Here is a 15,706-nt window from a genome sequence, read left to right on the forward strand (position 1 = left end):
AGCCGCGAAGCTGGCATTCCTGGAACTGTCGGCACCTTTGCGACCTGATGATCTACCTGCTTCGCGGTTTACGCCGCTCCTACAAAAAACAGGTCACTCGCCGTCAATGTAGTCCAGCCAAAAAGAAGGCCCGGCAATGCCGGGCCTTCGTTCACAGATCGCGGTCAAACAACCGAAATCACCAGATCACGACACGCTTGTCGTCAGCACGCACCATCGCATCACCGGCCTTGCACTGGAACGCAGCGGCGTAGGACGGCATGTTCGACGGTGCACCATTGGCGCGGAAGTTGGCCGGTGCATGCGGATCGGTGTTCAGGCGCACGCGCAGCTCGCCATCGGTGAAGTTGCGGCGCCACACGGTGGCCCAGTTCATGAAGAAGCGCTGATCCTGGCTGTAGCCATCAACCGGCACGTTGACCTTGGGGTCTTCCTTCAACGCCATCTGCAGCGCGTCATAGGCCACGGTCAGGCCGCCGAGGTCGCCGATGTTCTCGCCCAGGGTCAACTTGCCCTTGACGTTGACACCCGGCAGCGATTCGTAACCGTCGAACTGCGCGACCAGCTGATCGGTGCGGCCGGTGAACGCAGTGCGATCAGCATCGGTCCACCAGTTGTCGAAGTTGCCATTGGCGGCGAACTGGCTGCCCGAGTCATCGTAGCCATGCATCATCTCGTGGCCGATCACCGCGCCGATGCCACCGTAGTTCAACGACGGGTCCGCCTTGGCGTCGAAGAACGGCGGCTGCAGGATGGCGGCCGGGAACACGATTTCGTTCTTGGTCGCGTTGTAATAGGCATTCACGGTCTGCGGGGTCATGCCCCACTCGGTCTTGTCCACCGGCTTGCCGATCTTGCCCAGCATGTAGCGGTAGTTGAAGGCCTGCGCGGCCTGCACGTTGCCCAGGTAGCTGTCGCTGCTGGTGGTCAGGCCCGACCAGTCACGCCACTTGTCCGGGTAGCCGATCTTCGGGGTGAAGCTGGCCCACTTTTCCAGCGCCTTCTTCTTGGTGTCCTCGCCCATCCACGGCAAGCCTTCCAGGCGCGCCTTCAGCGCGACCGAGAGGTTCTGCACCAGGTGCTCCATTGCTACCTTGGATTCGGCCGGGAACACCGCGTCCACATACAGCTGGCCCAGCGCTTCACCCATCGAACCATTCACCGAGTCCAGCACGCGCTTCCAGCGCGGCTGCATTTCCTGCTGGCCACGCAGCGTCTTGCTGAAGAAATCGAAGTTGGCCTGCTCGAAGTTCTTGCTCAGGTAAGGCGCGGCGTTGTCCACGGTGTGGAAGCGCAGGTAGGCCTGCCAGGTGGAGGCCGGCACGTCGGCCAGCATGGTGTTCAGCTCGTTGAAGAAACCGGGCTGGGCCAGCGAGAACTTGTCCTTGGCCGGGATCTGCAGCGTATCGAACAGCGCGGTCCAGCTGAAATTCGGGGTCTGCTTGTCGGCATCGGCGGCGCTGACCGGGTTGTAGCGCTTGGCCGGGTCACGCAGGTCGATGCGCGACAAAGAGGCCTTGGCCAGGCGGGTTTCGAAATCCATCACCGCCTTGGCCTGCTCCTTTGCCTGGGCGGCGTCGACGCCGGACAGGGTCAGCAGCTGCTCGATGTAGGCCACGTAGGCGTCGCGGATCTTGGCCTGCGACTCGTCGAAGTAATAACCCTTCTCCGGCAGGCCCAGGCCGCTCTGGCCAACATAGGCGATGACGTTGGACGAATCCTTGAAGTCCGGGCTGGCGTACAGCGAGAACAGGAAGCCATTGCCCTGCGCATAGGCGTCACGCAGGTAGCCGGTGATGGCGGCGGTGTCGTTCAACGCCGCGATCTTGTCCAGTTCCGGTTGCAGCGGCTTGATGCCAGCCGCCTCGATGGTGGCTTCGTCCGAACCGGTCTTCCAGATGTCGCCGATCTTGGCTTCGTTGGAACCGGCAGCGGCCTTGCCTGCGGCAGCCTGCTGCACCAGCGCGTGCTGCACTTCCAGCGAGCGCTCACGCAGGATCTCGAAGCTGCCCCAGGTGGTCTGGTCGCCCGGCACCGGGTTGGCCTTGAGCCACTTGCTGTTGACGAAGCCGTTGAGGTCGGCGCAGGCCTGCACGGCCGGGTCCAGGTCAGCGGCATTGAGCGAAATCAGCTGGGTCTTGAGCTGCGACTGGTCGAACGCAGCCTTGGCTTCAGCCGCCGGGGCGGCGGGCGCCTCGGTCTTGCCACAGGCGGCCAGCGAGGCGGCGATTGCAACCGTCAGGGACAACGGGACGAGCTTCGAAAACGACATGGATATCTCCGGCCAAACAGGGAAAGGCCGCGCAAGGCTGCGCGACACAGCCCTGAAGGGTAAAGGATCAACCCGTATCGGGGGACCCGCCGAAGGTCACGCCTGGCCTGCCCATGCACTGCCGAAGTACACGGACGCCTGCGCGGCCACGACAGCCACGCACAAGCCACTGCATCCCACCCGGCCTGCGGGCAGCCGGGTGCTCCGTATAAACCGCCCCTGTGCGACACTGCCGCGACGCGGACAAGAGCGTCCACCCCTCGGGAATCGTCCATGCATTGGCTACGCGCAGCTGTGTTCGGTTTCGCCGCGGTCTGCTGCCCTGTTGCCTTCGCACAGGCTACCCCGCCGCCCGCCCCGGCCACACCGGCCATCGCCGCGCAGCCGACCCCAAACACGCCGGAGCCCGTCGACAGTGCCCTGATCGTGATCCGCGCCGACACCGACGAGCGCCTTGCCATCTCCGCCATCGAACGCGCCGGACAGCCCGATCCCACCGCCGCGCTCGGCCCTTCCCTGGAAGCGATCACCCGCTCGGTGGACCAGCGCAGACAGGCCTTGTCACCGGCGCAGCTGCGCAGGGTTCCGATCATTCGCCTGGAAAGCCTCGACCGGCACTGGCAATTCGACAGCAAGCGCTTTGCCCGCTGGCGTGATGCACTGCAGACCGCCACCGAACCCTATGCCGAAGATGCCGCCGAACTGGCGCGACGCCGGGCCAGTTGGCAGCTTACCCGGCAGCATCCGAGCGACATCCCACCGGTGCTGCTGGGCCGCATCGATGCCTTGATCACACTACTGACCCGCGCCGAGCAGGCACTAGCCGCCCCGCTCGCACGGCAGATTGAACTGGGCGCCCGCGCCAATGCGCTGGAGGCCCGGCTGCAGTCCGGCCACGCCGCCGTTAGCGATGCAATCAACTACCTCGACCACCAGCTGTTGCAGATAGATGCGCCGCCACTGTGGCAGGCCGAAGCGTATTCGCCTGACCAGCGCGCAGCAGCCAGCGACGCCCTCAGCTCGGGCCTGCAGATCGAACTGGAGTTCAGCCGTGCCTATGTGGGCGAACACCGGCGCACGCAGTTCCTGTTCCATGCAATCCAGGTGCTGCTGATACCCTTGTTGCTATGGGGCTGGCACTACAGCCGGCGAACGCCTGCCAACAGCACGATTGAAGCCGCAACGCAGCGCGTGCTTGCGCGGCCGGTGTCTACCTGGCTGCTGCTGTCGACCATGGTGATGCTGGTGATGGAACCCGATGCACCACTGCTGACCCTGCAGATCGGCATGTTGTTCGCGCTGGTGCCGGTGCTGCGACTGCTGCCACCGGGCAGCCGCCGATTGCTGGGCTATTGGCCCTTGGCCGCATCGTTGCTGTATCTGCTCGGAGGCCTGGGCCTCTTCTTCCTGTCCAGCAATGTCGCGTTCCGTTACTACACTTTGGCGCTGACCATTGTCGCCATGCTGCTGACCGGACTGGTGCAATGGCAGGCTTACCGCAGCGGTCACGCCAGTGCTACCGGGCGCGCCGGTCAGGCGCTGCGCATGGCGGCCTGGGGTGCGCAGGGCTTGTTCGCCGTGTCACTGGCAGCCAACGTCGTCGGCAACCTCACACTGGCGGAGATGCTGACCAGCGCAATCATCGACAGCGCCTATTTCGGGCTGCTGCTCTACGTCGGTATCGCGGTGCTGTTGAGCCTGTTGCACCTGCTGCTGAGCCGCCCCAGCCTGGCACGCTACCGGCTTACCCGTGATCACGTCCCGCCATTGCTGGCACTGCTCGGGCGGCTGGGCATATTTGCCGCCATCGTCGGCTGGGTGGTCTATGCAATGGACAGTTTCCGTATCCTGCGGCCGATCTACGCAGTGCTGAGCAGGGTGCTGTCGCATGAGTTTTCCATTGGTGAATTCAATTTGTCGCTCGGCCACGTACTTGCCTTCGTCGCGGCAATCACCATCGCCTTCTGGGCGGCGCGGATAACCCGCCTGCTGCTGCAGGATGTGCTGCAGCACGGCGCCAAGATGTCACGCGGCATCGGCAACAGCATCGCCTCGCTGGCGTCGTATGCGGTGCTGATGCTGGGCGTGATCATCGCCTTGTCCGCAGCCGGCTTCAAAGGCAGCCAGCTGGCGCTGCTGTTCGGCGCACTGGGCGTGGGCATTGGTTTCGGCCTGCAGAACGTGGTCAACAACTTTGTTTCGGGCCTGATCCTGATGTTTGAACGGCCCATCCAGCCAGGCGACGTGGTCGAGGTGGGTACCATCAACGGCCGCGTACGCGACATCGGCATGCGTTCCACCCGCATCAAGACCTTCGATGGCGCCGACGTGGTGGTTCCCAACGGCACGCTGTTGTCCGAGCCGCTGGTCAACTGGACCCTGCTCGACCGCAACCGGCGCATCGAGGTGAATGTAGGCGTTGCCTACGGCAGTGATCCCGAGCAGGTGCTGGCGCTGCTTTCCAACTGCGCTAAACAGACCAACGGCATCGCCAGCGAGCCAGCTGTTGCCGCGCTGTTCGTTGGCTTCGGCCCCAGCTCACTGGATTTCAGTGTGCGCGCCTGGACCCGCGACTACGACAACTGGCTCAACATCCGCAGCGAGCTCATCAGCCGCATCCACGCAGCATTGCAGCAAGCCGGGATAGAAATCCCCTATCCGCAGCAGGATGTGCATGTGCGCAGTCTGCCGAAGGCAGCGCCGGACACTGACGCCACGCCGCCGCCCGCTACCGTGTGAGCCTTGCCCGCAAGGCCCGCGCCGATGCTGTCCAACACAAGCATCTGCGCTGCCCTGCAAAAAGCGGCGCTCACCGCACCCGCAACAACGAACCGATCACGGCTACAACTGCCAGCGACGCTGCCGCCATCAGGAACGCTGCAGGCAGCGACCATTGCTGGGCAATGAAGCCGATTGCCGCCGGCCCCAGCAGTACGCCGGCATAGCCCATGGTGGTGACGGCCGGAATGGCGACACTCTCCGGCATGCGGGTCTGCCGCCCGGCCAGGCTGAACATCACCGGCACGATATTGGCGCAGCCGATACCGACCAGCGCGTAACCCAGCAGCGCCATGCCGAAGCTTGGTACCAAGGTTGCCAATACGAAACCTGCACCCGCAAGCAGACCACCCAGCAACACCGCCATGCTCGGCCCAAGCTGGTTCACCAAGCGGTCACCGAACAGGCGCGTGGCGGTCATGGCGATGTTGAAGGCGACAAAGCCCCAACCGGCATGGGCCAGCTCAACGCCGCGCACGTCATGCAGGAACACCGCACTCCAATCCAGCATCGAGCCTTCGGCAAGAAAGCTGATGAAGCACACTGCGCCAATCACGATCACCACGCCACGCGGTAGCGCAAAGCTGCTTTCGCCCTGCTCTGCGCGTTCACTGCGCCACCAACGCGATGACAGTGCCGTGATCGCGACAACGCCCGCGGCCACCACCAATGTGGACAACAAGGCATCGCCACCGATCGACAGCAGCAACGTCACCAAGGCCGCGCCAGACAGCGCGCCAATGCTGTAGAAGGCATGGAAGCCAGACATCATCGCGCGGCCGGACTCACGCTCCACCACAACGGCCTGGATGTTCATTACGCAATCCATCGCACCGATGCCCGCGCCGAACACCAGCAGCACGATGCCAATGCCCAGCGGCGTGGTGGTCACCGCCAGCAGCGGAAGCGTCAACACCATCATCAGCACGGTTGCTAGCATCACTGGCCGGCAACCATGGCGCGCAGCCAGCATGCCGGCAAGCGGCATCGACAGCAGCGAGCCCAAGCCCAGGCACAGCAGCAGCACGCCCAGCAATGCGTCATCAAGACCTGCGCGGGCCTTGGCGAACGGCACCAGTGGCGCCCAGCATGCAATCGCAAAACCGGGAACGAAGAAGGCTGCGCGGGTGGCCATCTGCTGGCTGCGCTGTAGGGATGAGGAATGGCTCACATGTAGTTCCTGGATGTTGTTCTGCGGCCCGCGCTTGCCGGTGATGGGCTGTTGAATCAGGCTTTCGCAACGGCAACGCGATGCAGGCGCTGCGCAATCGGCGCCAATCGCGCCTGCATTTCCATGGAGACGCGGTCACTGATCAGCAGTTGATCAACCTGCTCGATAGCGGCAATACGGAAGCTGCCGCGCGCACCGAGTTTCTCGCTGCTGGCGACGACGAACGCCGTATCGCTGGCGCGCAGCATTGCCTGTTTGAACGCGCATTCTTCGGCGTTGATGCCCCAGATGCCGGTTTCAGGATCGACCGCGCAGACGCCGGGAATGCAGACATCGGCCTGCAGCTGGGTCAGCTGCTGCAATGCGATGGAACCGATGGCTCCACCACTTCGCGGATCGATGCGTCCGCCAATCATCACCACCTCGGTGGCCTGCGCGCCACTCAGTGCAGCGGCGACCGCAGGCGAGTTGGTCACCACCGTCACTGCCATGCCGCGCAACGCGCGGGCGATCTCGACGTTGGTGGAACCGGCATCCATCAGCACCACCTGCCCTGGCACCAACAACGAGGCCGCGTGGGCCGCCAAGGCACTGCGTTCCGGATCGTGCCGCCCTACTCGCTCGGGCAGTGCGTCGAATTGTGGCGTCGGCAACAGCGCCCCGCCATATACCCTTCGGCACAGCCCTTTGGCTGCCATGTCGCGCAGATCGCGGCGAATGGAATCCTCGGAAACCACGAATTCCGCCGCCAGGTCGTTTGCAACCACGCGGCCGTGCTTTCGAAGCTGATCGAGGATGCGCTGCTGGCGCTCCTGCGGTAGTGCATCCGGATTGGAGGCGGTCATGGGTTCATTTTGGCGGTGGCTGGCGTTTGGGGCGGGCGACAGGGATCGCGCGCAGCTTGATCGGCTTGAAGTGCCCGTTCGCCACATCATGCAACAACAAGCACAATCGTGCAACTTCACGCACTCGTGGGTGTCGTGCACACGAATTCAGGCAAACGGGCGCCGCCCTAAGTTTCGGCTGTCGCCGAGGCACGGAACCTCCGCAATCGAGAACATGCCCTACGGGGGAACTGCAGTAGGAGCTTTACCCCTCCCCAGCCCTCCCCTTCGCGTTGCGAAAGGGAGGGGGCAGAAGCGTTGCCGCTCACTGCTTTCGCCATTCACTGCTTTCGCCATTCACTGCATGCGCGGGCTCACTGCATGCGCCATTCACTACAGGCGCCGCTCAATCCGCAGTGCAGCGCGCCAACCATTGCTGCAGCGCTGGGTTGTCGTGGCCCGGCCGCAGGCATAGCTGCAACTCGAAACCAGCGTCCGCTGTGCCAATGTGCTGATAGTGGATCTCTTCGCTGCGGAATCCGGCCATGCTCGCGGGCACGATGGCAACACCGGCGCCAACCGCTACCAGCGACAGCACCGCATGCATGCCGTGCGCTTCCTGCACTACGTCGGGCACGAAGCCCGAGGCGCGGCACAGCGCCATCACATGCGAATGGAAGCCGATGCCTTCGTCAGCGGGCCACATCACGAAATCCTCGCCCGCCAGATCCGCGACATCAATCGATTGCGCTGCGGACTGCAGCCGATGTCCCTGCGGCAACGCTATTGCCAGCCCGTCGCGATCGAATGGACGCAGTTGCAGATCACCGGCTTCGGGCACCGGCGCAATCAAAATACCCAGATCGATTTCCGCCGCGCGCAACATGCGCTGCTGCTGCCGTGAAGTCGCTTCGCGCAACTCCAGCCGCACCATCGGATGTGTCTGGCGGAAGCTGCGGATCAGGCTTGGCAGGCGGCCATACATGGCACTGCCGACATAGGCCATGCGCAGGACGCCGCTGCGTCCCGCAGCGACATCACGGGTATGCACGAACGCACGTTCGGCCTGCTGCAGGGTCTGCCGCGCTTCCAGCAGCAACACCTGGCCAGCGGCAGTCAGCCCAAGCGTGCGATTGCCACGCACGATCAGTTCGGCGCCCAGCAACTCCTCCAAACGGCGGATTGCAGCGGTCAACGGTGGCTGCGACATGTGCAGCCGCGCCGCGGCACGATGGAAATGCAGCTCCTCGGCGACGGCAACGAACTGCCGCAACAGACGAAGGTCGATCATCGAGGACACCGTCAGCAAGGGCCTGCAGCCTAACAGGCCGCCTGCGCTTGCGGCAGGCTGACGCTGGCGGCGCTGATCCGCGCCCATGCCTCATGCACGGCCTGCGCAGTGTCCGCGTGCACCGCAAGCAGATCACGCGGGTAGCTGACGCCCTCAGTTTCCTGCAGCCGCGTCGCGCGGAACTGGCCATTGCTCGCACGCAGGACCCAGCCGCCTTCGCTGCACTGCCTTGAGGCGAGGAATGCCACGCCGGGTGCAACCGACTGCGGATGCAGGTCGTCCGGCTCGCCGCTGATACCCCACATCCGTGTCTTTGCCACCGGCGATACCGCGTTGACCACGATGTTATGCGGCGCGCCCTCCGCTGCGAGCACATTGACCAGACCCAGCGCAGCGCTTTTGCCCATCGCATAGCTGGCAAGGCCTTGCTGCACGTACTGCGGGTACAACGCGCGATCGGAGGTGGTCACCACGATGCGTCCGCCACCGGCAGCACGCATCACCGGCCAGGCGGCCTGCGCCAACCACAGCGGGGCCTTCGCGGCGATGGCAAGCATGTGATCCAAATGCTGCTCGTCCAGTTCTTCAATCGGCTGATACTCAACCCAGCCGGCATTGTGGATCACGAAATCCAGACGGCCATGCGCACGCACGATGCGCTGCACCAGCGCATGACAGGCAGCACGCGTATCGATCGGCTGATGGTCGCCCTGCGCCTGCAGGCCGTTGCTAGCCAGACAATCGACGGCTGCAGCCACCGCCACCGGATCATGGCCACTGCCGTCGGTGGCGGCGCCAACGTCATGCAGCACCATATGTGCGCCCATGCCAGCCAGCAACCGCGCGTAAGCCAGGCCCAGGCCACCTGCGGCACCGGTGACCAGGCCGACCTGTCCGTTGAACGAAATGATGTTTGAATTCATCTACCCAGCATCGGTGCAGGACTGCATCGGCACCAATACCGATTGCATGCCGCTGCGATACCGGCCAGCTATCGCGGCGGACGCAGCGTCGTTGTCACCACGCTCACGGCCAGCATCGGGATTTGCTACACCGCGTCCGTCCAGCCTAGATGATCGGCCCGGGTGCGTTTCGCGCACCCGGGCCATCTTCTGCCAAACAAGCCTGCCGGCTCACCTTCAGTGCGCGCGCCGGCTTGGCAGGAACGCAGCGACGATACCCAGCAGCGGCAGGAACGAGATCACCTTGTAGACCCAGATGATGCTGGTGTGGTCAGCCAGTACACCAAGCACCGCCGCCCCCAACCCGCCCATGCCGAACGCAAAACCGAAGAACAGGCCGGACACGGTGCCGATGCGATTGGGCATCAGCTCCTGCGCATACACCAGGATTGCCGAGAACGCCGAGGACAACACAAAGCCGATGATCATCGACAGGATCATTGTCCATTGCAGATCGGCATAGGGCAGGATCAAAGCGAACGGTGCCACGCCCAGGATCGATGCCCAGATCACCGGCTTGCGGCCGATGCGGTCACCCAGCGGCCCACCCAGCAACGTACCTGCCGCCGACGCTGCCAGGAAGCCGAACAGATGCAACTGCGCGCTCTGCACCGACACATGGAATTTCTGCATCAGATAGAGCGTGTAATAGCTGCTCAAGCCAGCAATATAGAAATACTTGCTGAAGATCAGCACCAGCAGGATCGCGATCACCCACGCCACCGTGCGCGGCGGCAATTGCGGCAAGGTGCTGCTCGGGGCCGGCCGGGGACTGGCCGCACTGGCCACCAGGTGCTGCTGGTACCAGCGGCTCACGTAACTCAGCAGGCCGATGCCCAACAACGCAGCGCCAGCAAACCAGGCCACGCTGCGTTGCCCGTTCGGCACGATGACCAGCGCTGCCAGCAACGGACCAACTGCCGTACCGGCGTTGCCGCCCAGCTGGAACACCGATTGCGACAGCCCGTGGCGGCCGCCGGAGGCCAAGCGCGCAATGCGCGAGGATTCGGGATGGAAAATCGCCGAGCCAACACCAATCAACATCGCCGCCGCCAGCACCGTGCCGAAGTTGGGCGCATAGGCCAGCAACAACAGGCCGCACAGCGTCGAGGTCATGCCCATCGGCAACGAGTACGGCGCCGGGCGCTTGTCGGTGCGCAGGCCGATCAAGGGTTGGAACACGGAAGCGGTGAGCTGGTAGGTCAAGGTGATCAGGCCCACCTGGGCAAAGCTCAGGTGAAACTGGCCTTTGAAGATCGGATACAGCGCCAGGATCAGCGACTGCATCATGTCGTTGACCAGGTGCGAGCTGCTGATGGCAGCCAGCACACCGACAGCGACCGGACGACGTTGTGAAACGGGGGCTGCAACCGATGGAGCAATGGATGACATGGCATGACCGCAGTTGGGGGGCGGATCGCATGGTAGATTCAAGCACCACGCCCATCCTGCGCAATATGGTCATGCATCTGCTCGAAAAGGACATAGCTCCGCGCAAGGGCCGGCGCATGCCGCTGCCGGTGGGCCCGGACACCGCCGTGTACTGCAAGGCGCGCGATTACGACGCCACCACGCCTATCCCCTTGCACCACCATCCCGACCGGCACCAGCTGATCTACGCCGAAACCGGGGTACTGGTGGTGCGTGCCGGCATGGGCCGCTGGGTGGTGCCCAGTACCCGCGCTATCTGGATGCCTGCCGGCATCGGCCACCAGGTGCACTGCATCGGTGCGGTCCGTATGCGCAGCCTGTACATCGCCCCCAGCCATATGCCGCACGCAGCGGCCACGCCGTCCGCGGTGTCGATCACGCCGTTGCTGGCAGCACTGATCCACGCCGCCGCCAGTGTGGCGCAGCCCTATCGTGAGCAATCACGCGACGGGCGCCTGATGCGCCTGATCCTGGACGAGGTGCAGACGCTGCCGGAGCTGCCCTTGCACCTGCCCGAACCCAGCGACCCCCGCCTGCGCAGGATCGGCCGGCAACTCGAACGTCACCCCGACGATGCATCCACGCTGCAGGACTGGGCGCTGCGGCTGCAGGTGGATGTGAAAACCATCCAGCGTCTATGCGCCCGCGAACTGGGCATGACCTTCGGTCAATGGCGCCAGCAGGCACGCCTGCTGCGTGCGTTGGAGCGGCTGGCGGTCGGTGAAAAGATCATCGATGTGGCCTTGGCCCTGGGCTATGAAAGCCCCAGCGCCTTCGCCACCATGTTCAAACGCCGATTCGGCTTGACCCCAAGCCAGTTCTTCCGCTGAGGCGCAAGCATGTTCTGCCAGCGCGCTATTGCGGCAGAACACGTCACGGGGCCACGCCGCTGTCAGCCCGCAGTGGCGGTGGCGGCCTCGTCGATCAACGCCGCAATCTCGCCGGCGTGCGATGCCAGCGACGCATGGCTGGCCTCCAGAGTGATCACCTTGCGCGCATTCATGCGATCAGACATCGCCTTCTGGTTTTCCGGCGCGATCATCCGGTCCTGGCTGGATATCTGGTACCAGCTCGGCTTGTGCCGCCAGGCCGGGTCGGTGACGTTGTCGCCAAACGTGCTGGCCAACGGGGCTTTCTGCGCCACTGCCATTACAAATGCCTGGTCCTCAGGCAGATCCTGGCAGAAGCTTTCGTGGAATTTGTCGACCTTCAGCCACAGGTAGCCATCGCTGTCCGGCGCCAGATTCGGTGCAGCGGCAGGCAGGTGTTGCTGGGTAAGCCCTCCGGCGCTTTCGCCGGCATCGGGTGCAAACGCGGCGACGAATACCAGCGCCTTTACGTTGGGCAGGTTGCCGGCCTGACTGATCACCGCGCCACCGTAGGAATGGCCGACCAACACCACCGGACCATCGATCTGCGCCACCATCTTGCGGGTGCGTTCGGCATCATCGGCCAACGATGTCAGTGGATTCTCGACTGCGTGGATATCCCGATAACCCAGCCGTTTGAGCTCCAGAATCACCCCGGCCCAATGCGCCGCACCGCCCCAGAAACCATGTACCAGAACAACTGCTGGCTTGCCCATGACGTGTTGCTCCTGTTGGTTGGAATAAACAATAACGGGATAGTCGCCGCGGCGCATTGTCGGCGGCGGCAAGCTACTGCCCGCTATTCTGCAAGCCAACCGTAAAATGATCGTGATGGATTCATTGGCGCAGGCTGACACGTCGCAGCGCAAGCCCGAGGCCAAAGCCGATACCGCGGTTTGCGAAGTTTTGCGCCCAGGCCGCCTCAGCCGTTCGCAATAGCCGTGCAACTGCACCCGCACCCTGCGGCACCGCTGATGCATACCTATCCACCCTTGCTGGCTGGCACCCACCGGCGGGTTTTCGCTATGCTGCGCGGCCACCCGCCGGGCATGCGCCTGCGCGGGCTTTGCATTTGTAGAACTCTTTACTTCATTGGATGGAAAATGGCTGCAAACGTAAGACTTGACGCATTGAGCGAGATCGCCGGTTTCATCGGCGCGGCATTGGTGGATGGCGACAGCGGCATGACCCTGGGCACCCTGGGCGGCGGCTCGGTCGACATGGAAGTTGCTGCGGCCGGCAATGCCGATGTTGTCCGTGCCAAGCGCCGCGTGGCGAACGCACTGGGCCTGACCGATGTGGTCGAGGACATCCTGCTGACCCTGTCCAAGCAATACCACCTGATCCGGCCACTGGATGGCAACAAGGACCTGTTCCTGTACGTCATGCTTGACCGCACCCACGCCAACCTGGCGATGGCGCGACACGAACTGAAGTCGTTCGAGAAGACGCTGGACTTCAAGTAAGCCCGCACCGAACGTGTTGACCAGAAGCCCGGCCCGATGCCGGGCTTCTGCGTTGTACGGCAAGCCACCAAACACATTGTTGTAGGAGCGGCGTAAGCCGCGAAACACATAGCGGGTCAGGCCACAAACACCGTGGAAGCTGCCGCATGCCCAGCTTCGCGGCTTACGCCGCTCCCACAAACCGGGTCGGCTTCTAGCACTTAGTTGGGCGAGGCACGCAGATAACGCTGCCCATCGAACTCAAAGCCAAGCAACTCGCCCTGCGTATCGCGCAGGAACTGCAATGGTTCCGGTACCGACAAGGGTCCGTCCTGGGCGGCAAACAGATCCGCAGCGGCTGGCGTCAGCGTGCGGCTGAGCGCACCTATCCGAAGCTGCAGGCCCTCATCAGCAGCAATAATCCGTGCGCTTACCGGTAGCTGTTCAGCACGGAAGTCTCCGCCGTAGCCAGCAACGGCCGCCGGCCGCCACTGCCAGCCCTGCCAACGCGGATCGTCGTGCTCTTTGGCTTGGCGCGCGCGCATGCCTGTCAGCTGCTCGGCAACGCGCTTGGGATAGGCCTGTTGACGGATCTGCGCCCACGAATCAGCCTCCGGGTGATCAACCAGATACTGGAAGAACTGCACCACCGTGCGCGAGGTCAACCAGCCAGTGGCGTTATCCGAATTGGAGAACACACCGATACCCACGCCCAGATCCGGTGAGAACGCCATCATGCTGCGCGCACCGGTGTAGCTGCCGCCGTGGATGTAAAGCGTATGCCCCTCGAAATCACATACGTTCCAACCGTAGGCATAGCCGTTGCAGGGCAGCTCATAGGCATTGCGCGCCTTGGGATCCACCTGCGCGCCAATGCGATGCGCAGCCTGCAAGCTGCCGGCACCCAACTGCGATGAAAGCGGTGCACCCAACTGCAGCCGCAACCAGCGGCCCATGTCACGCGGCGAGGTCATCATGCCGCCGGCCGAATGCATGAGCGCATCGGGTTTCGGTGGCACCAGCCGCCAGCCCTGCCCTGCACCCAGCCACTGGTGATTGAAAGCCAGCTGCGCCGGATCGAAGGACGAGGTGCGGGTTGCGGTTTCATGCAGCTGCAGTGGCGTGAACAGCTGTTGCTGCAACCAGTCCTGCCAGGAGCGGCCGGTGCGTTGCTGCAGGATTGCCGCGTAGATGTTGTAGCCCAGGTTGTCGTAGTCGAAGCCATCAGCGCGCTTGCTGGCGAACTGCTGCAGCAGCTGCGGATACAGGGTTGGATCCGGACTGCCGATGTAGGCCTCCAGCGTGGTGATGACATCGGCACTCAAAGGAACGCGGTGATTGAGCAGGTCGGCCAGCGTCCAGGCGGCTGGATCAACGCCTCCTGGCAGCTGCAGCGTTGGCCAGTGATCGGCCAGGGTACTGTCCAGGCGCAGCACGCCCTGCTGGTCCAGCAACTGCGCCAGCAGCCCCATATACGATTTGGTCTGGGAGGCGATGTACATCGGCGTGTGCATCGTCAATGGCGCTGCCGTGCTGGCATTGCGCTGCCCGCGCGCATAGCCCAGCAGTTGCCGATCACGATCAACAACCACTACCGCATAGCCGGGGCCCAGCTCCGGAATGCCGTCCAGGAACGTGGCGAGCTTGCGCGCAGCCTGTTCCGGGGCCGCGGCTGATACCGTCGCAGCGCCGCCCAGGCAAGCGGGCAGCAATAGCAGGGACAGGATGTTGCGCAGGTACATGGGCCGATTCCGTGACTGATCGCAGGCACGATGCCTTATCGCTACCCGGCAAATCTTGAACGGATTGAACCTGCTCATGCCCGCAGCAGCGCGCGCAACCGGGCCGGGGTCAAGCCGCTGTGCGCCCGCGCGATGCGGCTGAGATGGGATTGATCGGCAAAGCCTGCACGTTGTGCCACATCGGCCAGCGCGTGGCCCTTGGCCAACAACGGCAATGCCCGCTGCAGCTGTGCACGCGCACGGAACACCGACGGTGCACAGCCCATCCAGCGCGCGAAAGCGCGGGCGAAATACACCGGATGCACGCCGACCTCGCTGGCCAGCGCGGCCAAGGGCAGCGTCTGCTCCTGCAGGCGCTGGCAACTGCCTGCAAGCCAACGCGGCGGTGCGCCTGCCGGGCGCTCGCCGGTGGTGGCCATGCTGGCCAGCAATTCCCATAGCCGACTGTCGATATCGCAGCTGCCCAGCTCACCGGCAGACAATGCCGACAACAGGCTTCGTCCACTGCGCAGCGCTGGCTGCAGGTCACCACCACGCCATTGCCAGGCCTGGCCAATGCCGAGGGTCTTCTGCAGGTCGAACGCGGCCGGTAGATCGATACCCAGCATCAACGCGCCGGCTGAGCCGTAGTCATTGGCATGCATCACCCCGGCCCGCTTCACCCCCAATGCGGGCACAGCCAGGCGCTCCTCGCCCTGCGAGGTCTGCTCCTGCAGGGTGCCCAGCAGCAGCAACGAAAGCTGATGGCAGTCATGCGCATGCCGTTGCATGTGTTCGCCAGGCGCGTACCAACTGACCCGCACTGCCAGGCGCTCACCCTCGAACACGCGGCGCCGTGCTGGCGCCTGTGCTGCGTCGCTGCGATATCTGGCTGGCGGCAAGGTCATGGGTCAGCACAGGCAGGGAGTTGACCGAAGTCTA

12 protein-coding genes are annotated in these 15,706 nt (G+C 63.9%); 3 read left to right on the top strand and 9 right to left on the bottom strand.

The window, feature by feature from the left end:
* Positions 1-178: 178 nt before the first annotated feature.
* A complete protein-coding gene (locus ACVOKO_RS02035; RefSeq protein ID WP_346496787.1) occupies positions 179-2,272 on the bottom strand; it encodes a M13 family metallopeptidase in 2,094 nt (697 codons plus the stop codon).
* Between the two features lie 273 nt (positions 2,273-2,545).
* Between ACVOKO_RS02035 and ACVOKO_RS02040 the strand changes: the two genes are divergently transcribed.
* The gene (locus tag ACVOKO_RS02040) at positions 2,546-5,011 is read left to right on the top strand and encodes a mechanosensitive ion channel family protein (RefSeq protein WP_346496789.1); all 2,466 of its coding nucleotides are present in this window, start codon (positions 2,546-2,548) and stop codon (positions 5,009-5,011) included.
* A 70-nt stretch (positions 5,012-5,081) separates the two neighbouring features.
* On the opposite strand, the gene ACVOKO_RS02045 is transcribed toward ACVOKO_RS02040, so the two are convergent.
* From ACVOKO_RS02045 to ACVOKO_RS02065, 5 genes are all read right to left on the bottom strand, one after another.
* A complete protein-coding gene (locus ACVOKO_RS02045) occupies positions 5,082-6,185 on the bottom strand; it encodes an MFS transporter (protein ID WP_346496991.1) in 1,104 nt (367 codons plus the stop codon).
* Between the two features lie 92 nt (positions 6,186-6,277).
* A complete protein-coding gene (locus ACVOKO_RS02050; RefSeq protein WP_346496791.1) occupies positions 6,278-7,066 on the bottom strand; it encodes a DeoR/GlpR family DNA-binding transcription regulator in 789 nt (262 codons plus the stop codon).
* A gap of 385 nt (positions 7,067-7,451) precedes the next feature.
* A complete protein-coding gene (locus tag ACVOKO_RS02055) occupies positions 7,452-8,336 on the bottom strand; it encodes a LysR family transcriptional regulator (RefSeq protein WP_346496793.1) in 885 nt (294 codons plus the stop codon).
* A gap of 29 nt (positions 8,337-8,365) precedes the next feature.
* Complete coding sequence (locus ACVOKO_RS02060; RefSeq protein WP_346496795.1) at positions 8,366-9,259, bottom strand: SDR family NAD(P)-dependent oxidoreductase; 894 nt, start codon at positions 9,257-9,259, stop codon at positions 8,366-8,368.
* A gap of 216 nt (positions 9,260-9,475) precedes the next feature.
* Positions 9,476-10,690, bottom strand: coding sequence for an MFS transporter (locus tag ACVOKO_RS02065; RefSeq protein ID WP_346496797.1), 1,215 nt, complete (start codon positions 10,688-10,690; stop codon positions 9,476-9,478).
* A gap of 116 nt (positions 10,691-10,806) precedes the next feature.
* Here ACVOKO_RS02065 and ACVOKO_RS02070 point away from each other — a divergent pair, with 116 nt between their 5' ends.
* Positions 10,807-11,559 carry an AraC family transcriptional regulator gene (locus ACVOKO_RS02070; RefSeq protein WP_430980697.1) on the top strand — a complete coding sequence of 251 codons (753 nt, stop codon included), beginning with the start codon at positions 10,807-10,809 and terminating at the stop codon, positions 11,557-11,559.
* Positions 11,560-11,621: 62 nt separating this feature from the next.
* Here the strand turns inward: ACVOKO_RS02070 and ACVOKO_RS02075 are convergent, their stop codons facing one another.
* The gene (locus tag ACVOKO_RS02075) at positions 11,622-12,314 is read right to left on the bottom strand and encodes an alpha/beta hydrolase (protein WP_346496801.1); all 693 of its coding nucleotides are present in this window, start codon (positions 12,312-12,314) and stop codon (positions 11,622-11,624) included.
* A gap of 387 nt (positions 12,315-12,701) precedes the next feature.
* Between ACVOKO_RS02075 and ACVOKO_RS02080 the strand changes: the two genes are divergently transcribed.
* Positions 12,702-13,064, top strand: a complete 363-nt coding sequence (locus tag ACVOKO_RS02080) for a roadblock/LC7 domain-containing protein (RefSeq protein ID WP_346496803.1) — start codon at positions 12,702-12,704, stop codon at positions 13,062-13,064.
* Positions 13,065-13,264: 200 nt separating this feature from the next.
* Here ACVOKO_RS02080 and ACVOKO_RS02085 read toward each other — a convergent pair whose 3' ends face one another.
* Complete coding sequence (locus ACVOKO_RS02085) at positions 13,265-14,785, bottom strand: serine hydrolase domain-containing protein (RefSeq protein ID WP_346496805.1); 1,521 nt, start codon at positions 14,783-14,785, stop codon at positions 13,265-13,267.
* A gap of 74 nt (positions 14,786-14,859) precedes the next feature.
* Positions 14,860-15,672 carry a helix-turn-helix transcriptional regulator gene (locus tag ACVOKO_RS02090; RefSeq protein ID WP_346496807.1) on the bottom strand — a complete coding sequence of 271 codons (813 nt, stop codon included), beginning with the start codon at positions 15,670-15,672 and terminating at the stop codon, positions 14,860-14,862.
* Positions 15,673-15,706 lie beyond the last annotated feature (34 nt).

The sequence above is a fragment of the Stenotrophomonas sp. STEN240 genome (assembly GCF_056756175.1).

What these genes read in the sequence shown, in the direction of transcription:
- ACVOKO_RS02035 (WP_346496787.1), bottom strand. Translation starts at nt 2,272, where the DNA reads ATGTCGTTTTCGAAGCTCGTCCCGTTGTCCCTGACGGTTGCAATCGCC.
- ACVOKO_RS02040 (WP_346496789.1), top strand. Translation starts at nt 2,546, where the DNA reads ATGCATTGGCTACGCGCAGCTGTGTTCGGTTTCGCCGCGGTCTGCTGC.
- ACVOKO_RS02045 (WP_346496991.1), bottom strand. Translation starts at nt 6,185, where the DNA reads ATGGCCACCCGCGCAGCCTTCTTCGTTCCCGGTTTTGCGATTGCATGC.
- ACVOKO_RS02050 (WP_346496791.1), bottom strand. Translation starts at nt 7,066, where the DNA reads ATGACCGCCTCCAATCCGGATGCACTACCGCAGGAGCGCCAGCAGCGC.
- ACVOKO_RS02055 (WP_346496793.1), bottom strand. Translation starts at nt 8,336, where the DNA reads ATGATCGACCTTCGTCTGTTGCGGCAGTTCGTTGCCGTCGCCGAGGAG.
- ACVOKO_RS02060 (WP_346496795.1), bottom strand. Translation starts at nt 9,259, where the DNA reads ATGAATTCAAACATCATTTCGTTCAACGGACAGGTCGGCCTGGTCACC.
- ACVOKO_RS02065 (WP_346496797.1), bottom strand. Translation starts at nt 10,690, where the DNA reads ATGTCATCCATTGCTCCATCGGTTGCAGCCCCCGTTTCACAACGTCGT.
- ACVOKO_RS02070 (WP_430980697.1), top strand. Translation starts at nt 10,807, where the DNA reads ATGCCGCTGCCGGTGGGCCCGGACACCGCCGTGTACTGCAAGGCGCGC.
- ACVOKO_RS02075 (WP_346496801.1), bottom strand. Translation starts at nt 12,314, where the DNA reads ATGGGCAAGCCAGCAGTTGTTCTGGTACATGGTTTCTGGGGCGGTGCG.
- ACVOKO_RS02080 (WP_346496803.1), top strand. Translation starts at nt 12,702, where the DNA reads ATGGCTGCAAACGTAAGACTTGACGCATTGAGCGAGATCGCCGGTTTC.
- ACVOKO_RS02085 (WP_346496805.1), bottom strand. Translation starts at nt 14,785, where the DNA reads ATGTACCTGCGCAACATCCTGTCCCTGCTATTGCTGCCCGCTTGCCTG.
- ACVOKO_RS02090 (WP_346496807.1), bottom strand. Translation starts at nt 15,672, where the DNA reads ATGACCTTGCCGCCAGCCAGATATCGCAGCGACGCAGCACAGGCGCCA.